We start from the raw sequence: 17,209 nt of genomic DNA on the forward strand, positions 1-17,209 counted from the left end.
TCGGGAATCCCTATTTAAAGGTTGGAGTGAAACCGAAGAAAAGCAATTGCTTGAGCTATTAGATTCTTTAAATGCCAAAGGGATTAAGTTTGCCTTATCTAATGTGCTAGAACATAAAGGTATGGTTAATCACTTATTACAAGAATGGGTTGTTAAAAACAACTACAAGGTGCATTATTTACAAGCTAACTATACTAACTCTTCTTATAACACCAGAAAGAAAGGAAGCTTCCAAAGTAAAGAGGTGTTAATCACTAATTATTAAGGTAATGTGCATGAGGTACATAGGAAACAAAGAAAAGTTAATCGAGAGGATATATCAAGAAATGCTAGCCCGTAACGTGGTAGGTAAATCTTTCTTTGATGTATTTTCAGGAACAACCAATGTAGCAAAGTTTTTTAAGAAACTGGATTATAAAGTAATTAGTGCGGATATTATGTACTATTCTTATGTGTTGCAAAAAGCATATGTAGAAAATAATTCAGAGGTAAACTTTGCAAAGTTATCTAGTGTTATAGGTGATCTAAAACTAGATGACGTAAGACCAAGCAATTTAAAACTTGGTAATGTAGAGGTAGGTAATGCAGAGCGAGGCAATCTACAAGAAAGTAATTTATCCTCCTCTAACTTATCCAAAGTTCTAGCGTATTTAAATAACTTGGAGAGTAAAAAAGGCTTTATCTACGATAACTATACTCCAGAGGGAACTAGTAATTTAGTAAGTCCGAGAATGTACTACACTGGTGAAAATGGTGTATTTATCGATAAAGTTAGAATGCAGATAGAAGATTGGTACCAGAGGGATTTGTTAACAGAAAGTGAGTACTTTATTTTACTTGCTTCTTTAATAGAAACCGTTCCTTTCTATGCCAATATTTCAGGAGTGTATGCTGCTTTTAATAAAAAGTGGGATCCTAGAGCTTTAAAGCCTATGTATTTACGAGAGCCTGAAATTATTCTTAATGCCCAGCAAAACGAGTGTTATCAAGGTGATGCGGTCGAGTTAATTGACAAGGTTGAAGCGGATATTTTTTATTTAGATCCTCCTTACAACAAACGTCAGTATGCTCCAAACTATCACTTGCTTGAAACTATAGCAAAATATGATTCTCCAGAAATAAAAGGTGTCTCTGGAATGAGAGATTACTCTTTACAGAAATCAAAATTCTGTAACGCATTAACTGCTTTAGATGAGCTGGAGAAATTTGTTAAATACGGTAAGTATAAACATTTAGTTTTAAGCTACAACAATGAAGGTATTATGCCGGAGGGTTCAATTATAGAAGTATTAAAAAGTGAAAACAGTCATCTAGAAGTTGTTGATTTTGATTATCTTAGATTTAAAAGTAATAAGCATGCAAGTAGTCAAAAGCAGTTTATCAAAGAAAAACTGTATATCTTGAGTAAGTAATAAGCAAAACTAGCAATTTTCACATACTGCAAACAAGAAAATACAAATATCAAATTATTCCTCAAAACTTAAGCCCACCTCATTCCAAAATTGGAAAGCAAAATCCAAGCTTGGATATCAAATTTTAATCATTAACCTACCCTCCAATATCATTTTTAAAACCAAAAGCTTAAATTTTTATCGCTAAAGTAGAACGAAAATAATTAACCCCTCTATTACCAAAGTCCAAATAAGACAAAAGTAAATAAGGCAAACATCAATAAGGCAAACATCAATAAGGCAGACTTCAATGCCTCAACATTTGGCAACTTAAACAGCAACTACTTTAAGCTTAACTCTAGGTAGGAAAGTAACTGAAAAATCAAATCTTAAATTAATAAGGTAAAATCCCAAACTCAAAATCTTAAAACTTAAAAGCAAAACCTCACTACCTTAAGTCCTAAATCCAAAACCCAATCAAACCTAAAATTCAAAAACCAAAAAATAACTTAGTGATTTATAGGTAAATAATTCCTTAGGTTAAAATTACAATTTTCTTCAACTCTCTTGTTTTCTCGTTATAAGAATTTGTATCTATTTAAGGAGTAAAACAAGTTAACCCCTAGGGTAAAAAGAAAAGCCTACAAACTTAACTGCTTGATAAAAAACTCTTTTTATGCGGATATGATACAAAGTTGTCCTTGAACAAAATGATCATCAGGTTCAACTTGAAACTTGCAAAGTGTGATCAAGATCACAAATCTAAATTTTTCTTTGCTTTAAGTTGTTATCTGTTTGTAAAATAAGGATAAGTTGATGATGAAAGATTTGGCTAAATGTATTATTATATGTACATGAATTTAGGATAAATCTGAGGTTATTGTGCTATATGTACTATTTATAGGTTTATTATTCTTTATCTTTGTAGGCTACAAACTTTTTAACTACAAAAATCAATATATTGAAGTAAAAGACCTACCAGATCCAACGCAAGAAACCCCTTACGATCATTTAACTACTCGTTTAAACGGCGAGGGTAAAACAGCCGATGCTTTTGTTGGTGTTGAGCTAACGAAGTACCAAGACTTAACTGATGTTAAGTACTTACATGCAAATGTAGATCGTTTGTTTATTGCTTTACAAAGTGGACGACGTTATCGTTTATCTTGGTTGGATATTTCGCGTTTCTATTATCTCCAAGAACGTAAATCACCATTTTTCCATCTTGCAGTGACAACTAGTATGGGAGAGCGTTTTGTTTGTAAAAACTTAACTCGCCTTGAAGTAGTTGCCTTTATGCAAGACGTAGAAATTTGCTTAACCCAAGTAAAATCTAAAGTTAACCATTCTCTTTCAATTAAAAACATCGACTTTGTTAGAAAAAACTGCCAGTTTAAAGCAGAAAGAGCTCCGGAATATTACCAAGAACTTATTGCTTTAAAAACCAAACTGCATGCAGATTTAGCTAACAAAAAAGTTCCTGATGATTTCTTACTAACAAACTCCAATACGAGTATCAGTGAGATCAACTATAAACCTCATCTGAAATCAAATTGAGAAGAGCATGCTACATAAGTCTGTAAAAATAAAAAAGTTAACCCGTATTTCTCGATCTTTAAGAACCCGAAGATTAAGACGTAGAAAGAGTCTTAAACGCTTCCAAAGGATTGAAGTGTTAAAACGTTTTCTATTTTTACAACAAAGGCAAGCTTTAACCAAAGAAGAAGTACTTAGCTAAGAAGATACGTAAAGAAGATGTGCAACATAAGTACTTAAGTAAAGTCTATATTTAAATTAACTCCACCTGACTTTTTTATAAAAGTCATGAATAAAGAACCAAGGATCTAAATCCTTGGTTCTTTATGCGTTTAATCTCGTTTCTTTTATAGCTAAAGCTAAAGATCCTCATTTCTTTTTCTAGCTAAAGAGCTTCATTTCTTTTCTAGCTAAAGAGCCAGCCAATACAGCCCAGAATGAAGATTATAAAGATAATACCACCAATAAGTTTAATCGCGCGAATTGCACCATTTAGTTTGTTATCTGGGATTAAAGCACAAAGGAAGTAAGAACGATAGGTAACAGCGTCTTTAAGTGAGTAAGTTGTACTTAGTTCATAGGCTGCGTGAGGCATGTTATCCATTATCATTTTTACAGCTCTAGGCACTTGCGTTTGGCAAAGATTATAGTATTGGTAGATTGAGCTTTCCGGAACAAAGTAATCTTGGTTCGGACAATAGTCTCTTCCTAAAACTCTCCAGAATTCTGCACGTCCAAGTTTATCATGGTAGTGAGAATAAACTTGGGCAAGTTGATCTTTGATTAGAGTAACACGCTCTTGTGCTAGTTGACTCTGGTTAACTTCTCGACTGGTAGAACTAAATGAGTTTGGTTCATTTTGTTCTTGGGTTTGTGTGGCTTCTTGGTTTTGTCCTGAAGTTTGTTTAGGAGTTTCTAGCTCGTGAAGCATGAATGCCATTTGTACTACCCAAGGAGCAAGTTCACGGCTATAAGTTTTGACAAACTCTTTTAAGTCGGAAATAGCAGTGTCTTGATACTCAAGCAGATGGAATTGCATGGTGTCTAAACCAAATGATTGGGCAAAGAATTTACTAGGACCAAACTGATAGAGATCTTGAGTTACGATTAAATGGTAATCAGTGTATTCCAAACTGATAGGGTTGTACTCAAAGTTGTAACGTGGAACAAAAGTACCACCAAAGTTACAATTATATGTCGAGCTACTTTCATCGTATTGCTCTGCAAAACTTACTTCTTGATCCTTTTCATAAGGTAAGAAGAGGTCAAGTAAACGTTGACGGTAGATATATGAAGTTAATCCTAATTGCCCGATAAAGCTTTGACTTAATGACTGCCATAGGTTTACTAACATACGGCGGTAGTAAAAGTAAACTTCAGGTTTAAAAATATTAAAGTCCACTAATTCAAGTTCACGATATACTGCCCCGATTTTGGCATCAATATAGATAAACTCTGCATTTTCCTTTACATACCAAACCTTATCTAACTTACGCTGGTAATCAATCGGAAGATCAAAAGTTTCCTCTTGAAGAGCTAACACTTCTCGTGCTTTACTAGGTGAGTAATCCCACTTGATTCCCATACCTTTTCTAAATGCTGCAGCTTCACGGTTGTAGTCAGCATATACGTGATGCATTTTTTCTAGCAATTGATCGCGTTCATCACCGTAGAATACAGGTTTTGCTACTCCAGTTAGTTTTACTTCAAGGTTTTGTTGGGTAGCAAAATCTACGCTTGGGGTTACGGTGCTACTGCTAGCAGTAGGACGAGGCTCAACTCCAGCTAAAGCTGTACCATAGTTAAGATCAGCATGCAGAGAAGTAAAAACTTTATAGTAAAACTCATGAGAGTTTGTTGCTTCAATGTAAGCTTGACCGAGGTGACGACCAAGGGCTAAAGCATTGATCCCTTGGAGTTGCTCAAGCGCTAAACATTGACGGTAAGTAAGAGCGTTGAGGTTAAAGATTGAGCCATCAAGATAGAAGCAAGCTTCACCTTGAGCACGCATCGCAACATATGAGCGGACAAAGCCGAGTAACATCTCAAGATACAGAGCTTGAGTGTCTTCAGGGTTGTAAGCGGTTACTTCTTCTAAAGCAAATCTTTGTAATTGCCAGTAAGAGGTAGCTAACCAACAAGCATATTGCAGATTAGCTTTGTACGGGTACTTTTGGAAAAAAGCAGTGTTACGCCATTTAGGGAAATGAGATTGATCATACATCCCTGCAATAGCACGGAACTGACATTTAAAATTATAGTCAGAAAGTAAAGTTTCGCGCATCATGCGCCAATCTGGTAAGACGCTGTACTGGTAAAAAGTTGCCTGTAAAGGCAAGGTAGCACTGACGTAACTTGCACGCCAAAGCTCTGCGTGTTCGCGAGTGATAAAGTAAGTCATATAGAACCTTAAAAATCGAAATGTTTTTATCTATAATTATAAGCCAAGATTGCTTAGAGGTATACGAGTATTCTGTTACTTTTACCTTGTCATTAAATTAAGAATAACATTTAAGAACGTACCACTCAAGCAACTACACTTACCAAGTCTCAACACTTGCCAGTGCAGAGACCAGCACTTGCTAAGTTCAAGACCGTATACATTTTCACCCCCTCCAACCTTTAATTTAGAGTATTGCATGAAAATTTTTGCCAACACCTTAACGCAAATTTATTTTGCTGATTGCTTAGTTGCCTTGAAAAAGATTGAAGACAACTCGGTAGATTTAATCTTTGCAGATCCTCCTTACAACATTGGAAAAAAGTTTAGTCAGTTTCATGACCATTGGCAAGATGAAGAAGAGTACATTGCATGGTGCTACCAATGGTTAGAGCTTTGCATTCAAAAACTTAAAGACAATGGATCTCTTTATCTTATGGCTAGCACTCAAGCTATGCCTTATCTTGATATCTGGTTAAGAAAGAGAATGACCATTCTCTCGAGAATTGTTTGGCATTACGATAGTTCTGGGGTACAAGCTAAAAAATACTTTGGTTCCCTCTACGAACCAATTCTCTTTGCCGTTAAAAATCCAAAGTCTTACACTTTTAACGCTCAAGCTATTGAAGTTGAGGCTAAAACAGGCTCTCAAAGAAAACTCATAGATTACCGCAAAGAAGTCCCTACTCCTTACAAGAGTACTAAAGTTCTTGGAAATACTTGGTATTTCCCAAGAGTGAGATACCGTATGCCTGAATACGAATCTCATCCTTCACAAAAACCTGAAGCTTTACTTGAAAGAATTATCAAGGCAAGCACAAACGAGGGAGATTTAGTTCTAGATCCATTTGCAGGGACTTTTTCCACAAGTGCAGTAGCGCAAAAGCTGGGGCGAAGAAGTATAAGTATTGAGTTTCAGGAAGAGTATGTCAAGATAGGTTTAAGACGACTAGGAATTTTGCAAGAGTACAAAGGTGAGGTCTTAGTAAAAACTAAGTAAAGGTGAAGATAGGGGATAGTTTAGTACCGTATTGGCTAGTACGGGATTGTATGTATTTGTATGATTGTATAGATCGTATGAGAGACTAGAGGACAGCTCACTGTTACTTTGAGGTTTTTACATTCTCCATTTTAAACTCTTGACCTGCAAAATTTTGCCAAAAAGGAAGATATTAATGGCATAATCATTAGTAACTGAATTTCCTTGGAGCTCTTCTATGTACCTAGCTGCTTTTCATCATTTTTTTAAAGACTTTTGGCAAAAAACAACTGCACGTCGCCGTAAGCGCAATGCAGCTCATCAACCACGTGAGTTAATTAGTCCAGTGATGTACAATCAGTTAGTTGAAGACCTTGGTGATTTATTTGTTCCTGGGCTACAACAACTGTATTTTGCTGTGGAAGTTGTTCCTGCAGTTAGTGAGCAAGAATGGGTTTCGCATAGTGGTAAGTTACGAGGAATTAAAGTAACTGGTGCAGAGAGCACAGTAGACTTGTATTTATGGGCAGTTGATGATCGTGGTGTTTACTATGAGATCTCTCGTGATCTGGATTACTTATTAGTACTTGCAAGTAAGTTACTCAAGGAAGAAGATGATCTTGCAAGCTTCTGGGACAAGCTAACTTTAGAGCAAAAGCAAAGTAGTCCAATTGCTCCAGAAGAGCAATATCGTCCCATTCTCGCAAAAGTGCATCCAGAGTTTGCCTTAGCATTAAAGGACATGGAACCCAATGATTTTGCAGAGTATATTACGCAAAGCTATGCTTATGTGGAAACCTTAGCGCAAGAAGTTTATCAACATCTTGAAGAGTTACGCCATAATGATTGGATTCAAGCATACATTCGTGTGCAAGCAAACAATAGTTTTGAAATAGATTTTGCTGAAGAAAGTGAAGAGGAAGGACACTTGTGGGATCAAGATTTAGAGGAAATTCAGGCTAACTCTGAAGCTTATTTACAAAAGTTCAATTAGAGCAAGCAAACAAGTTAGTCTCTTTAAGTTTTATACTTCCTTAGTTAATAGTCTTACTAAGTTTTTGCTTGTCTTAGTTTTCGGTCTAATTTACTTTCTTGTTCTTTAGTTTCTAAGTAATCCTGCTTTCTAAGTAATCTTAGTTGCTAAAGCTATTTCTTTTCCCATATTGATTTCTCAATTATTTCTCAAGAACAGTTTCCCATAGTTTTTGTAAGGTAAACTTGGTTAAGAGAGCTCTTAATTCAGTCTTATTCAATGGTCTCCTTTACGCTTTTAAGCTAAAGCGTAAGGAGACCATTTGCTGTTGAGCAAAGTTATTATTGGTACGAAACTTTCAGGAAAGTAAAAGCAATAAGCTAAAGCTGACTAGAGACAGAGGTTTTTACTTGCTATATTGCCGTAACAATTAGCCTTAACAAGAGCAACTTGCATAAAGAAAAGCTACTTGCCAAGCTTATGCTAAAAATATTGTTTTTTAAGCATAACTTGGATATAATTAAAAAGCATTTTTTTCTTAAAACGGCTAATTTTCACAGAGAAATAATCATTTAGTTTGTTTTAGCTGATAAAAATGTACAATTTTGCCATTTTCTCAATTCAAAAAACGATATAATAGTAACGTTTTTTTGAAGAAAATTAAAATTATGACCCACTTTTTGCTATAATATTCAAATACTTAGTAAGAGAAAAGCTCATTTTTCTTCGTAAAAAGCCAAGTTAATTCTTTGATTTTTATGCTAAAAACTGGATTTTAAAAACTAGAAAAACGTTTCTAACTGACAATTTTGTTAAGTTAGCGAAACGCAAATTCTAGTTTAATTTGCGCTTATAGTCGGGCTTTGCTAATTTTGTGTAGTAAGTACAAACTAAGTAAAAAATCGACAATAGGAAAATTGAGCAAATTAAGTAAAGAAAAAGATTTAGCTAAAGGTTAAAAGGTAGAAATTACCATCTATATAACTATATCGATAATAGCTAATCGATTGTATCTAATAGATAGTATCTAATCGATAGCTTACCGTTTTACATAGTGATGGTTTTTTAGAGTTGTATGGTTGTTTATAGTAGCAATTAGCTACGGAAGAGGTTTTATATATAAACGACCAATTTATAATCTTTTTACCTTTTACTATTCAGAGCAGACAAAGAATAACCAGTTTATTTTCTTGGTTTTAAGTTAAAAGTAAAAGAGGTAAAGCAAAAGCCTAGGTAATAAACTTTAGGTAGTAAACTTTAGTAAGTTAATTACAGAGTAGTAGTAAGTTAATAACAGGTTAATAAAACTACTAGGTAATTAAACTACTGATTAAAACTAGCTATGCTCTCTCTTTTTAACATAAAACCAAGAGAATAAGTAAAAAGCTTAAGATAACGAGCCAGCAAGCTTTTAAGATAATAAGCCCCAAACGTTTGACATGGATACGATACGCTAGGCTCCCAAGTTTTGACACTAAGCTAAGTAAGCTAGTAAACTTGGGTTTCTAAGTGTAAATAAAGGCTTAAGATCAAGCACGCTTTAAGCTAAACGTCTAGCTGGATAGGCTAAATAAGCTAGATAAATAGGCTAAAGCGAACAAAAGTAAAAAAGCTAAAGCTGCTTGAGGGAATAAGCGATTAGATAAGCTAGTTTTTTAACTAGCTTATCTAACTTTTACTAAGTACAAAGAGGCAGTGGCTTGCCACTATTTATAGATTTTAGATGAGTCAGGATAATACAGAGTTATTCTATGATTAACAATTCACAACTAGATCAGCTAGTGCAAGATGCGTTAGCGCAAGTAGCTGCAGCTGATAGCGTACCTGCGTTAGAAGAAGTACGTTTAAACTTCTTCGGAAAAAAAGGTCACTTCTCTTTATTAATGCAACAATTACGTGATGTACCAAATGAAGAGAAAGCAGCAGTTGGCGCAAAAATTAACGCTGCTAAAACTACAGCTCAAAACGCATTAAACGAACGTCGCGATGCAATTGTTGCCGCTGAGTTAAATGCTAAATTAGAAGCTGAGCGTATTGACGTAACTTTACCAGGTAATCGTCAAGGTATGGGTGGTTTACATCCAGTAAGCAAAACTATTAACCGTATTGTTTCATTTTTCACTGAAATTGGCTTTACGGTTGTTGGTGGTCCTGAAATCGAATCAGCTTTTTACAACTTTGATGCGTTAAATATCCCAGCTCACCACCCTGCACGTGCAGACCATGATACTTTCTGGTTTGACGCGCAACGTTTATTACGTACACAAACTTCAGGGGTGCAAATTCGTTCAATGGAGAAAATGTCAGCTCCATTAAGAATTATTGCTCCAGGTCGTGTTTACCGTAATGACTATGACCAAACACATACACCTATGTTCCACCAAATCGAATTACTATTTGTGGACCATGCTGATAAAGTTAGCTTCAAAAACCTTAAAGGGGTAATTAGCGACTTATTAACTAATGTGTTTGAAGAAGAACTACAAATTCGTTTCCGTCCTTCGTATTTCCCATTTACAGAGCCTTCTGCAGAAGTTGATGTTATGGGGAAAAACGGTAAATGGTTAGAAGTACTAGGTTGTGGTATGGTGCACCCTAAAGTACTTGAATCTGTAGGAATCGACCCAACTAAATACCGTGGTTTTGCGGTAGGTATGGGGGTAGAACGTTTAACTATGTTACGTTATGGCGTAACTGACTTACGTGCGTTCTTTGAAAACGATTTAAGATTCTTAAAACAATTTAACAACTAGGATAGAAAATGATCGTTAGTGAATTAGCATTACGTAACTGGGCAAGACTACCGCAAAGAGATAGACTAATCTCTGACCTAACAATGTTAGGTTTAGAAGTTGACGGCGTAGAAGCAGTTGCGGGTGAATTTAATAATGTAGTAGTTGGGGAAGTTGTTGAATGTGGACAACATCCTAACGCGGACAAATTACGTGTAACTAAAGTTAACGTAGGTAACGGTGAACTATTAGATATAGTTTGTGGTGCTCCTAACTGCCGCCAAGGTTTAAAAGTTTGTGTGGCTAAAGTTGGTGCAGTATTACCTGGTAACTTCCAAATTAAAGCAGCTGAGTTAAGAGGTCAACCATCACACGGTATGCTTTGTTCATACAGTGAACTAGGTATTAATATCGAAGCTGATGGAATTATCGAACTACCAGCAAATGCTCCAGTTGGTGCTGACGTACGTGAGTACTTACAACTAGATGATGTTGCAATTGAAATTGGTTTAACAGCTAACCGTGCTGACTGCTTATCTCAATTAGGGGTAGCGCGTGACTTAGCTGCTAAATACCAACACCCAACTAAATTTGTTGATTTCAAAGCGGAATTATTTGCTAAAGCAAGTGAGCGCGTAAGTCACAATGAAACTTTCCCAGTGGAATTAGTTGACGACCAAGCTTGTCCTGCTTATGCTTCACGTGTAATCAACAATGTAAACGTACAAGCAAAAACTCCAGAGTGGATGGTGCAATTTTTAGCACGTGTGGGTGTACGTTCAATTGATCCAATTGTTGACATTACAAACTTTGTATTGCATGACCTTGGACATCCAATGCATGCTTTTGACAAAGCAAACTTAAATGAGAAAATTGTTATTCGTCCTGCAAACGCTGGCGAAAAAATTGTTTTACTTTCAGGTGAAACAGCAGAATTAAACGACAATACTTTAGTAATTGCTGATGCTAAAGGTCCAATCGCGCTAGCTGGTATCTTTGGTGGGGAAAACTCTGGTATTAACCCACAAACAAAAGATATCGTATTAGAATGTGCGCACTTTGCGCCATTAGCAATTGTAAATCGTGCTCGTCAGTATGGTTTACACACAGATGCATCACACCGCTATGAGCGTGGCGTTGATCCACAAATGCTTTTAGTAGCAATGGAAAGAGCAACGCAATTAGTATTAGAAATCTGTGGCGGGGAAGCTGGTCCTGTTAATTTAGTAGGGCAAATCCCAAGCAATACTAAAACTATTACGTTAAACCACAAACTTATTGAAGAGATCGCTGGTATTAGTTACTCTCGTCAACAAGTAAAAGATATTCTTCTTGGTTTAGGTTGCCAAGTAGAAGTAGATGAAGTAGCAAATATCTATACAGTTACAACTCCAAGCTGGCGTTTTGACTTAGAGATCCCTGAAGATTTAGTAGAGGAAGTTGTTCGTATCCACGGTTATGAAAACATCCCTACAGCAGCTCCAGAAGCTCGCTTATCTATGCGTCAATTTAACGAAGCAGATTTACCATTAAATCGCGTTAAAGACGTGTTAATCAACCGCGACTTCCAAGAAGTTGTAACTTACTCATTTGTTGAGCCGAAGTTACAATCTCTTTTCCACCCTAATGCTGAGACTTTAGATCTACCTAACCCTATTTCGGTAGAGATGAGTCAAATGCGTTTAAGTTTATTTACAAACTTATATAGTACTTTAGCTTACAACTTAAAACGTCAGCAAAAACGTGTGCGTATTTTTGAAACGGGTTTAACGTTTGTACCAAATGCGCAAGCTGAATTAGGTGTAAGCCAAGAATTAGTGCTAGCAGGTTTAGTAGCAGGTGAAACTCTCCCTGAAACTTGGAACCACAAATCTCAAGCAGTAGACTTCTTCCACTTAAAAGGTATTGTTGAAGATATTATTGCGATTACCGCTTCAGACGTTACATTTGCGCCAGCACAAGTTGCAGGTTTCCACCCAGGTCAAACAGCGCAAATTATCCTAAACGGTGAAGTGGTTGGGGTTATTGGTAAAGTGCACCCAGCGTTAGCTAAACCATTTGGAGTGAGTGGTGACGCTTATATGTTTGAATTAAAAGCGAATGTATTTGCAAAAACTCACGTACCACAAGTACAACCAGTGTCAAAATTCCCAAGCAATAAACGTGATATCGCGTTAATTGTGCAAAATGAGGTAAATGTTGGTGATTTAATTATTGCTGCCCGTAAAGCAGGTAGTGAGTTATTAGCTGATGTTCATCTATTTGACTTATTCACTGGTGCTCCTTTAGCAGAAGGCACTAAATCAGTAGCTCTAACATTAACTATTACCGCGGCAGATCGTACTCTAGAAGATGCTGAAACCAACGCTGAAATGACTCGCGTGGTAGAAGCTTTAGCTTCAGAATTTGGTGCGGTTCTGCGTGAGATTTAGAACATGAACAAAAAGACAACTAGCAAAGCTGAAGAGAAAAAAGCTAAATCAACAGCAACTGCAACAGCAACAGCGACAAAAACCAAGAAAAAGAAATTACCATGTGTAACGCGTAAAGATTTAGCTTACAAATTACAACATGCGTATGGTTATGATTTAGCAATCAGTAAACGTTTTGTGCAAGTATTTTTCGATACTATCAGAGAAAGATTATTAAACTGTGAAACAGTTAAATTATCATCTTTTGGTACTTTCTCAGTAGTAGAAAAGAACGCACGTCCAGGTCGTAACCTAAGAACAGGTGAAGAAGTAACAATTACGGCACGTAAAGTGATTCGTTTTGTTCCTTCGCGTAAATTACGTGTAAACTCTGACGAAGAGTAATTAATCAGGTTTAGGTTTAATTAAAAAATTACCCCAGCTAACAAAGTGCAGTGAGTTTTCCCGGAAGATTATTTTCTGAACCAAAATAATTTTCCGGTAGCAGAATACAACAATCAATCATCCTTACCACTGAAAACCCCACTACATTTTTCCGGCGTAGCTAAGTAACAAGTAACAACAAAAAACAATTTTTAAATTAAACCTTTTTCTTATTACACATTCAAAACAAACTACTTTTTACCTGATAAATTATCTTTTCTGACAAAGTTTTAGAAACAGATTAAAGTGCTACAGTTAAACTGTAGCACTCTTTATTTGTTTGTAAAGCCTTGTCTCATAGTATAATAATTAGGATAAAAATTTATTAATTTTCACTTAGTATGCCCTCTATTTCCTATAGTTTTTCGCGTAAATTAATTAAAACAGCAAGAACTCTATTTCCCGAGCTTGAACTAAGTTATGTAGCTTACCCAAGTAAGGTTAAACAAGCGTTATTATCACAGGCAAAAGCACAAGCTAGCCAAGCGCAAGTAAACCAAGCACAAAAAATTCAAGCTAGCCAAGCAAACCAAGCAAGCCAAGGAAGTTCAGAAGTTCAACCTCAAACAACAGCTAAAGCAATTGTTTTAGCTGGCAAAACCTGTGCGCAATTTACGCCAAGCGTAGCAGAGGTAAGACTAGATCCTGTTACCCTTGTAGGTTGGGGCTATCGCCCAACAACTACTAAAGCACGCGCTTTAGCGCAAGAGTACCAAGCAAGTTACCTAGCTCTTGAAGATGGCTTTATTCGTTCTTATGATTTAGGCGTAAATGGTAGTACACCTCTATCGATTGTGTATGATCATTTAGGCATCTACTACGATTTAACTAAACCATCGCGTTTAGAGCAACTAATCTTCCAAGAGGCAAGCGAAGACGAATGCGCGCAAGCGCAACAAGTGCAAGATTACATTCTGGCGCATGCTTTATCAAAGTACAACCATGCACCTGATCTAACCCTAGCGCAAGCTCAAGCTTGGGGCTATGATAGTAACAAACAAATCTCACTAGTAGTTGATCAAACCTACCAAGATATGGCTGTAGTCTACGGGCAAGCTAACGAACAGACCTTTGCACAAATGCTCCAAACTGCCCTAGAGCAAAACCCAGATGGTGAAGTTTGGTTAAAAGTTCACCCTGATGTATTAACTGGGAAAAAACAAGGTTACTTCAAAGAAGTACCGGCAAGAGTACGTTTTATTAGTCAAGACTGTAATCCGCAATCTTTGCTTAAGTTTGTCGATAAGGTTTACGTGGTAACTTCACAACTAGGTTTTGAAGCTTTAATTGCCGGCAAACAAGTACATACTTTTGGCGCATGTTGGTACGCAGGTTGGGGATTAACTCAAGATTACCATCCATTTATTGCTGAGTTAGTTAACCAAGGTGAGCGCCGTTGTGCAAAAAGTTTAAATGAACTAGTCTTAGCTGCTTACTTACGCTACCCACGCTATGCTAATCCAGCGACTGGAGAAGAAGGAAATATTTGGCAAGTGCTAACTTACCTTGCCCAACAAAGAGCTTATCATGCTAAGCTCCAAGGCGAGCTTTATGCTCTTGATATGTCTTTTTGGAAAAGAGCGGTACTCAAACCATTTTTACCGGCAGGGGTTAAGTTTACGACAAGAGAGAAACTTGCAAAAATCTTGTCTAAACAAACAGCAAAACTAAATCAAAAAGAAAATCTCAAAGCGCAAAAACTGCAACAAGAGCAAAAAGAGCTCGGAGAGCAAAAAAATAACAGAGAACAACAAAGTATAGAGCTACAGAATAAAGAACAACAGCACAAAGCTACTTTACTTCTCTGGGGACAAGGTAAAGCGCCTCAACTTGAGTTAGCGCAACAATACCAACTACCTGTAGTCCGTATTGAAGATGGTTTTATTCGTTCAGTAGGTTTAGGCTCGAATTTAGTTGCGCCTCTATCACTAGTTTTAGACGGTAAAGGGATTTACTTTAACAGTCAAACGACAAGTGACTTAGAAGACATTTGTCAAAACTATCAGTTTGCTCCTTACGAATTAGCCCAAGCTCAAGTTTTACAAGCAGAGCTTATTTCACAAAAGATTGCTAAATACAATGTAGGCGAGCAAAGCATTGATTTTAAACGCGGAGCAGGCAAACGTTTAATTTTAGTTCCAGGGCAAGTTGAAGATGATGCTTCTCTTGCGTATGGTTCACCTGAGATTCGCTCAAATCTAACCCTATTACAAAAAGTACGAGAATTAAATCCTGAGGCTTACATTATTTACAAACCACATCCTGATGTTGTTAGTAAAAACCGCCTAGGGGATCATAGTTTAGAAAAAGTCCAGCAATATGCCGATGAGCAAATTGAGCAAGCAAACATTCTTGATTGTATTGCCCAAGTTGATGAAGTGCATACTATGACTTCATTGGCTGGTTTTGAAGCACTGTTACGTGGCAAACAAGTGCATTGCTACGGCATACCATTTTATGCAGGTTGGGGATTAACAACCGATCATTTACCATGTGATCGTCGTAGCCGTCGTTTAACTCTAGAGCAACTGATGGCTGCTACTTTGTTAGTTTACCCACTTTACAAGCTCCCAAATCAACGAGAGTTTACTCAAGCATTAGATGCTGTTACTTTCCTTAGCTTACAACGCCAGCGCTTGAAGGGAGTAACTCCAATAAAACGCAATTGGTTAGCTAAACAGTTTAGTAAAATTTACCAATTGTATCGTGCATGGCGTTATTAAATGAAGAAAAATCAAGATGACAAATCATAACCTTAGCTTATTAGCAAGCCAAGGCCAGAGATTCTTACTTTTACAAGGACCGATAGGTAACTTCTTTGCTGATCTCAGTAAATGGTTAACTGCTCAAGGTAAACATGTAGTTAAAGTAAACTTTAACGGAGGAGATGAGCATTATTATCCAGGTAGCAAGATCAAGCATACTTACGGTTATCATGATGTCCCTGAGAACTTCAGAAGTTTTCTTACTTACTTAGTACAAAAAGAGCAAATTGATTCTATAGTTTGTTTTGGTGACTGTCGTTTTTATCACCGTCAAGCTAAAGCTCTTGCTAAAGAACTGGGATTAAACTTCTGGGTGTTTGAAGAGGGTTACTATCGTCCGTTTTACATTACCTTGGAAAAAGACGGGGTAAATGCTTACTCACCATTGCCACGTGAAGCTAGTTTCTTTGCTGAGCATAATGAGCACCACACTAAACCTGCAAGTAAATCTCCAGGTGGTGGTTTCTTACCTATGCTCAAAGTTGCTGTAATCTATTACATCTTCATGTGGTGGCATAAAAGTGAGTACAAGTACTACAAGCACCATAGAGCTTCCGGTTTTTGGTTCTACATAAAAAGTTGGTTAAAAGCTCTGTGGCGTTACTGGTTTAACTATCCGCTTGAACGTTGGTTACGTAAACGCATTGAAGATCGTGAATATAACAACTTCTTTGTTTTTCCGTTACAAATGTCAATTGATAGTCAAATCAAAGTACATAGTAAGAAGAAAAGTATAGAGGCTTACATATCTTACGTGCTTTCATCCTTTGCTAAACACGCACCGCGTGATAGCAAACTAATCTTAAAGCACCACCCACTAGATCGTGGTTTTAATAATTATCGCAAGTACATTAAGCAAGAGATAGCTCGCTATCCGAGCTTAAGAGGCAGAGTTACTTACATTCAAGGTTTAGCTTTACCGATTTTAATGCGTAAAGCTCTTGGGGTAATTGTAGTTAACTCAACTTCAGGAATGTCTTCTTTGATCCACCATTTACCAACTTATGTGCTAGGCGAGGCGTCGTATAACATTGCCGGCTTAACATACCAAGGTAGTTTAGATGATTTCTGGACTAAAGGTACTCCACCTGATGAAGAGTTAGAAAAGGCTTATCGCTTCTATCATCTGTACCATACCCAAATTAATGGTAACTTTTACACCAAAGTTTTTCTTGAAGACTTTCTGGCAACAGTACAAGCCGAGCAGGAAGAGCAAACTGCAAGTACAGCGCAAGATGCTAATGCAGAACAAACTGCAAATACAGCGCAAACTGGAAATATTGCACAAACGGTAAAAGCAGAACAAGCTACAAATGCGCAAGCTACAAATGTGCAAACGACAAATACTAAGTAGTATGTGCACAATGTAGTATGGGTGCAATGTAGTGTGAACACAGTACAGTTATAAGCACAATGTAGTGTGCGCAGTAACCTGCACTATCAAGATAAACTAACACTAACAAAGCAGAGCAAAATTATGCTCTGCTTTGTAGTGCTCTTTATTTGTAGTGCTCTTTAAGTAGGGATTCCCGAAATTG

At 36.8% G+C, this 17,209-nt stretch carries 9 protein-coding genes and 2 pseudogenes; 10 read left to right on the forward strand and 1 reads right to left on the reverse strand.

The window, feature by feature from the left end:
* The 3 genes and pseudogenes from CKF54_RS07530 to CKF54_RS07540 form a co-directional block, all read left to right on the forward strand.
* A pseudogene (locus CKF54_RS07530) lies at window positions 1–265 on the forward strand (DNA adenine methylase); the annotation flags it as partial.
* A 10-nt stretch (window positions 266–275) separates the two neighbouring features.
* A complete protein-coding gene (locus CKF54_RS07535) occupies window positions 276–1,412 on the forward strand; it encodes a DNA adenine methylase (protein ID WP_119525739.1) in 1,137 nt (378 codons plus the stop codon).
* Window positions 1,413–2,273: 861 nt separating this feature from the next.
* Entirely contained in the window at window positions 2,274–2,948 is a 675-nt protein-coding gene (locus CKF54_RS07540) for a hypothetical protein (RefSeq protein WP_119525740.1), read from the forward strand.
* 385 nt (window positions 2,949–3,333) lie between these two features.
* Here CKF54_RS07540 and CKF54_RS07545 read toward each other — a convergent pair whose 3' ends face one another.
* Entirely contained in the window at window positions 3,334–5,328 is a 1,995-nt protein-coding gene (locus CKF54_RS07545) for a hypothetical protein (RefSeq protein WP_119525741.1), read from the reverse strand.
* A gap of 238 nt (window positions 5,329–5,566) precedes the next feature.
* On the opposite strand from CKF54_RS07545, the gene yhdJ reads away from it, so the two are divergent.
* The 7 genes and pseudogenes from yhdJ (at window position 5,567) to CKF54_RS07580 (ending at window position 17,025) form a co-directional block, all read left to right on the forward strand.
* The gene (gene yhdJ, locus CKF54_RS07550) at window positions 5,567–6,367 is read left to right on the forward strand and encodes an adenine-specific DNA-methyltransferase (protein WP_119525742.1); all 801 of its coding nucleotides are present in this window, start codon (window positions 5,567–5,569) and stop codon (window positions 6,365–6,367) included.
* A gap of 217 nt (window positions 6,368–6,584) precedes the next feature.
* Window positions 6,585–7,340, forward strand: coding sequence for a hypothetical protein (locus CKF54_RS07555; protein WP_119525743.1), 756 nt, complete (start codon window positions 6,585–6,587; stop codon window positions 7,338–7,340).
* A 1,730-nt stretch (window positions 7,341–9,070) separates the two neighbouring features.
* Window positions 9,071–10,072 (forward strand): phenylalanine--tRNA ligase subunit alpha, encoded by a 1,002-nt coding sequence (pheS, locus tag CKF54_RS07560; protein WP_119525744.1) that lies wholly within the window; start codon window positions 9,071–9,073, stop codon window positions 10,070–10,072.
* A gap of 8 nt (window positions 10,073–10,080) precedes the next feature.
* Window positions 10,081–12,483 (forward strand): phenylalanine--tRNA ligase subunit beta, encoded by a 2,403-nt coding sequence (gene pheT, locus CKF54_RS07565; RefSeq protein WP_119525745.1) that lies wholly within the window; start codon window positions 10,081–10,083, stop codon window positions 12,481–12,483.
* Between the two features lie 105 nt (window positions 12,484–12,588).
* A pseudogene (locus CKF54_RS07570) lies at window positions 12,589–12,867 on the forward strand (integration host factor subunit alpha); the annotation flags it as partial.
* Between the two features lie 380 nt (window positions 12,868–13,247).
* Window positions 13,248–15,629: a capsular polysaccharide biosynthesis protein gene (locus CKF54_RS07575; RefSeq protein WP_119525747.1), complete on the forward strand. Its 2,382-nt coding sequence runs from the start codon at window positions 13,248–13,250 to the stop codon at window positions 15,627–15,629.
* Between the two features lie 16 nt (window positions 15,630–15,645).
* Window positions 15,646–17,025 (forward strand): capsule biosynthesis protein, encoded by a 1,380-nt coding sequence (locus tag CKF54_RS07580; RefSeq protein WP_119525748.1) that lies wholly within the window; start codon window positions 15,646–15,648, stop codon window positions 17,023–17,025.
* The last annotated feature ends 184 nt before the right edge of the window (window positions 17,026–17,209 follow it).

Source organism: Psittacicella hinzii (genome assembly GCF_003585885.1).
Lineage (GTDB): Bacteria > Pseudomonadota > Gammaproteobacteria > Enterobacterales > Psittacicellaceae > Psittacicella.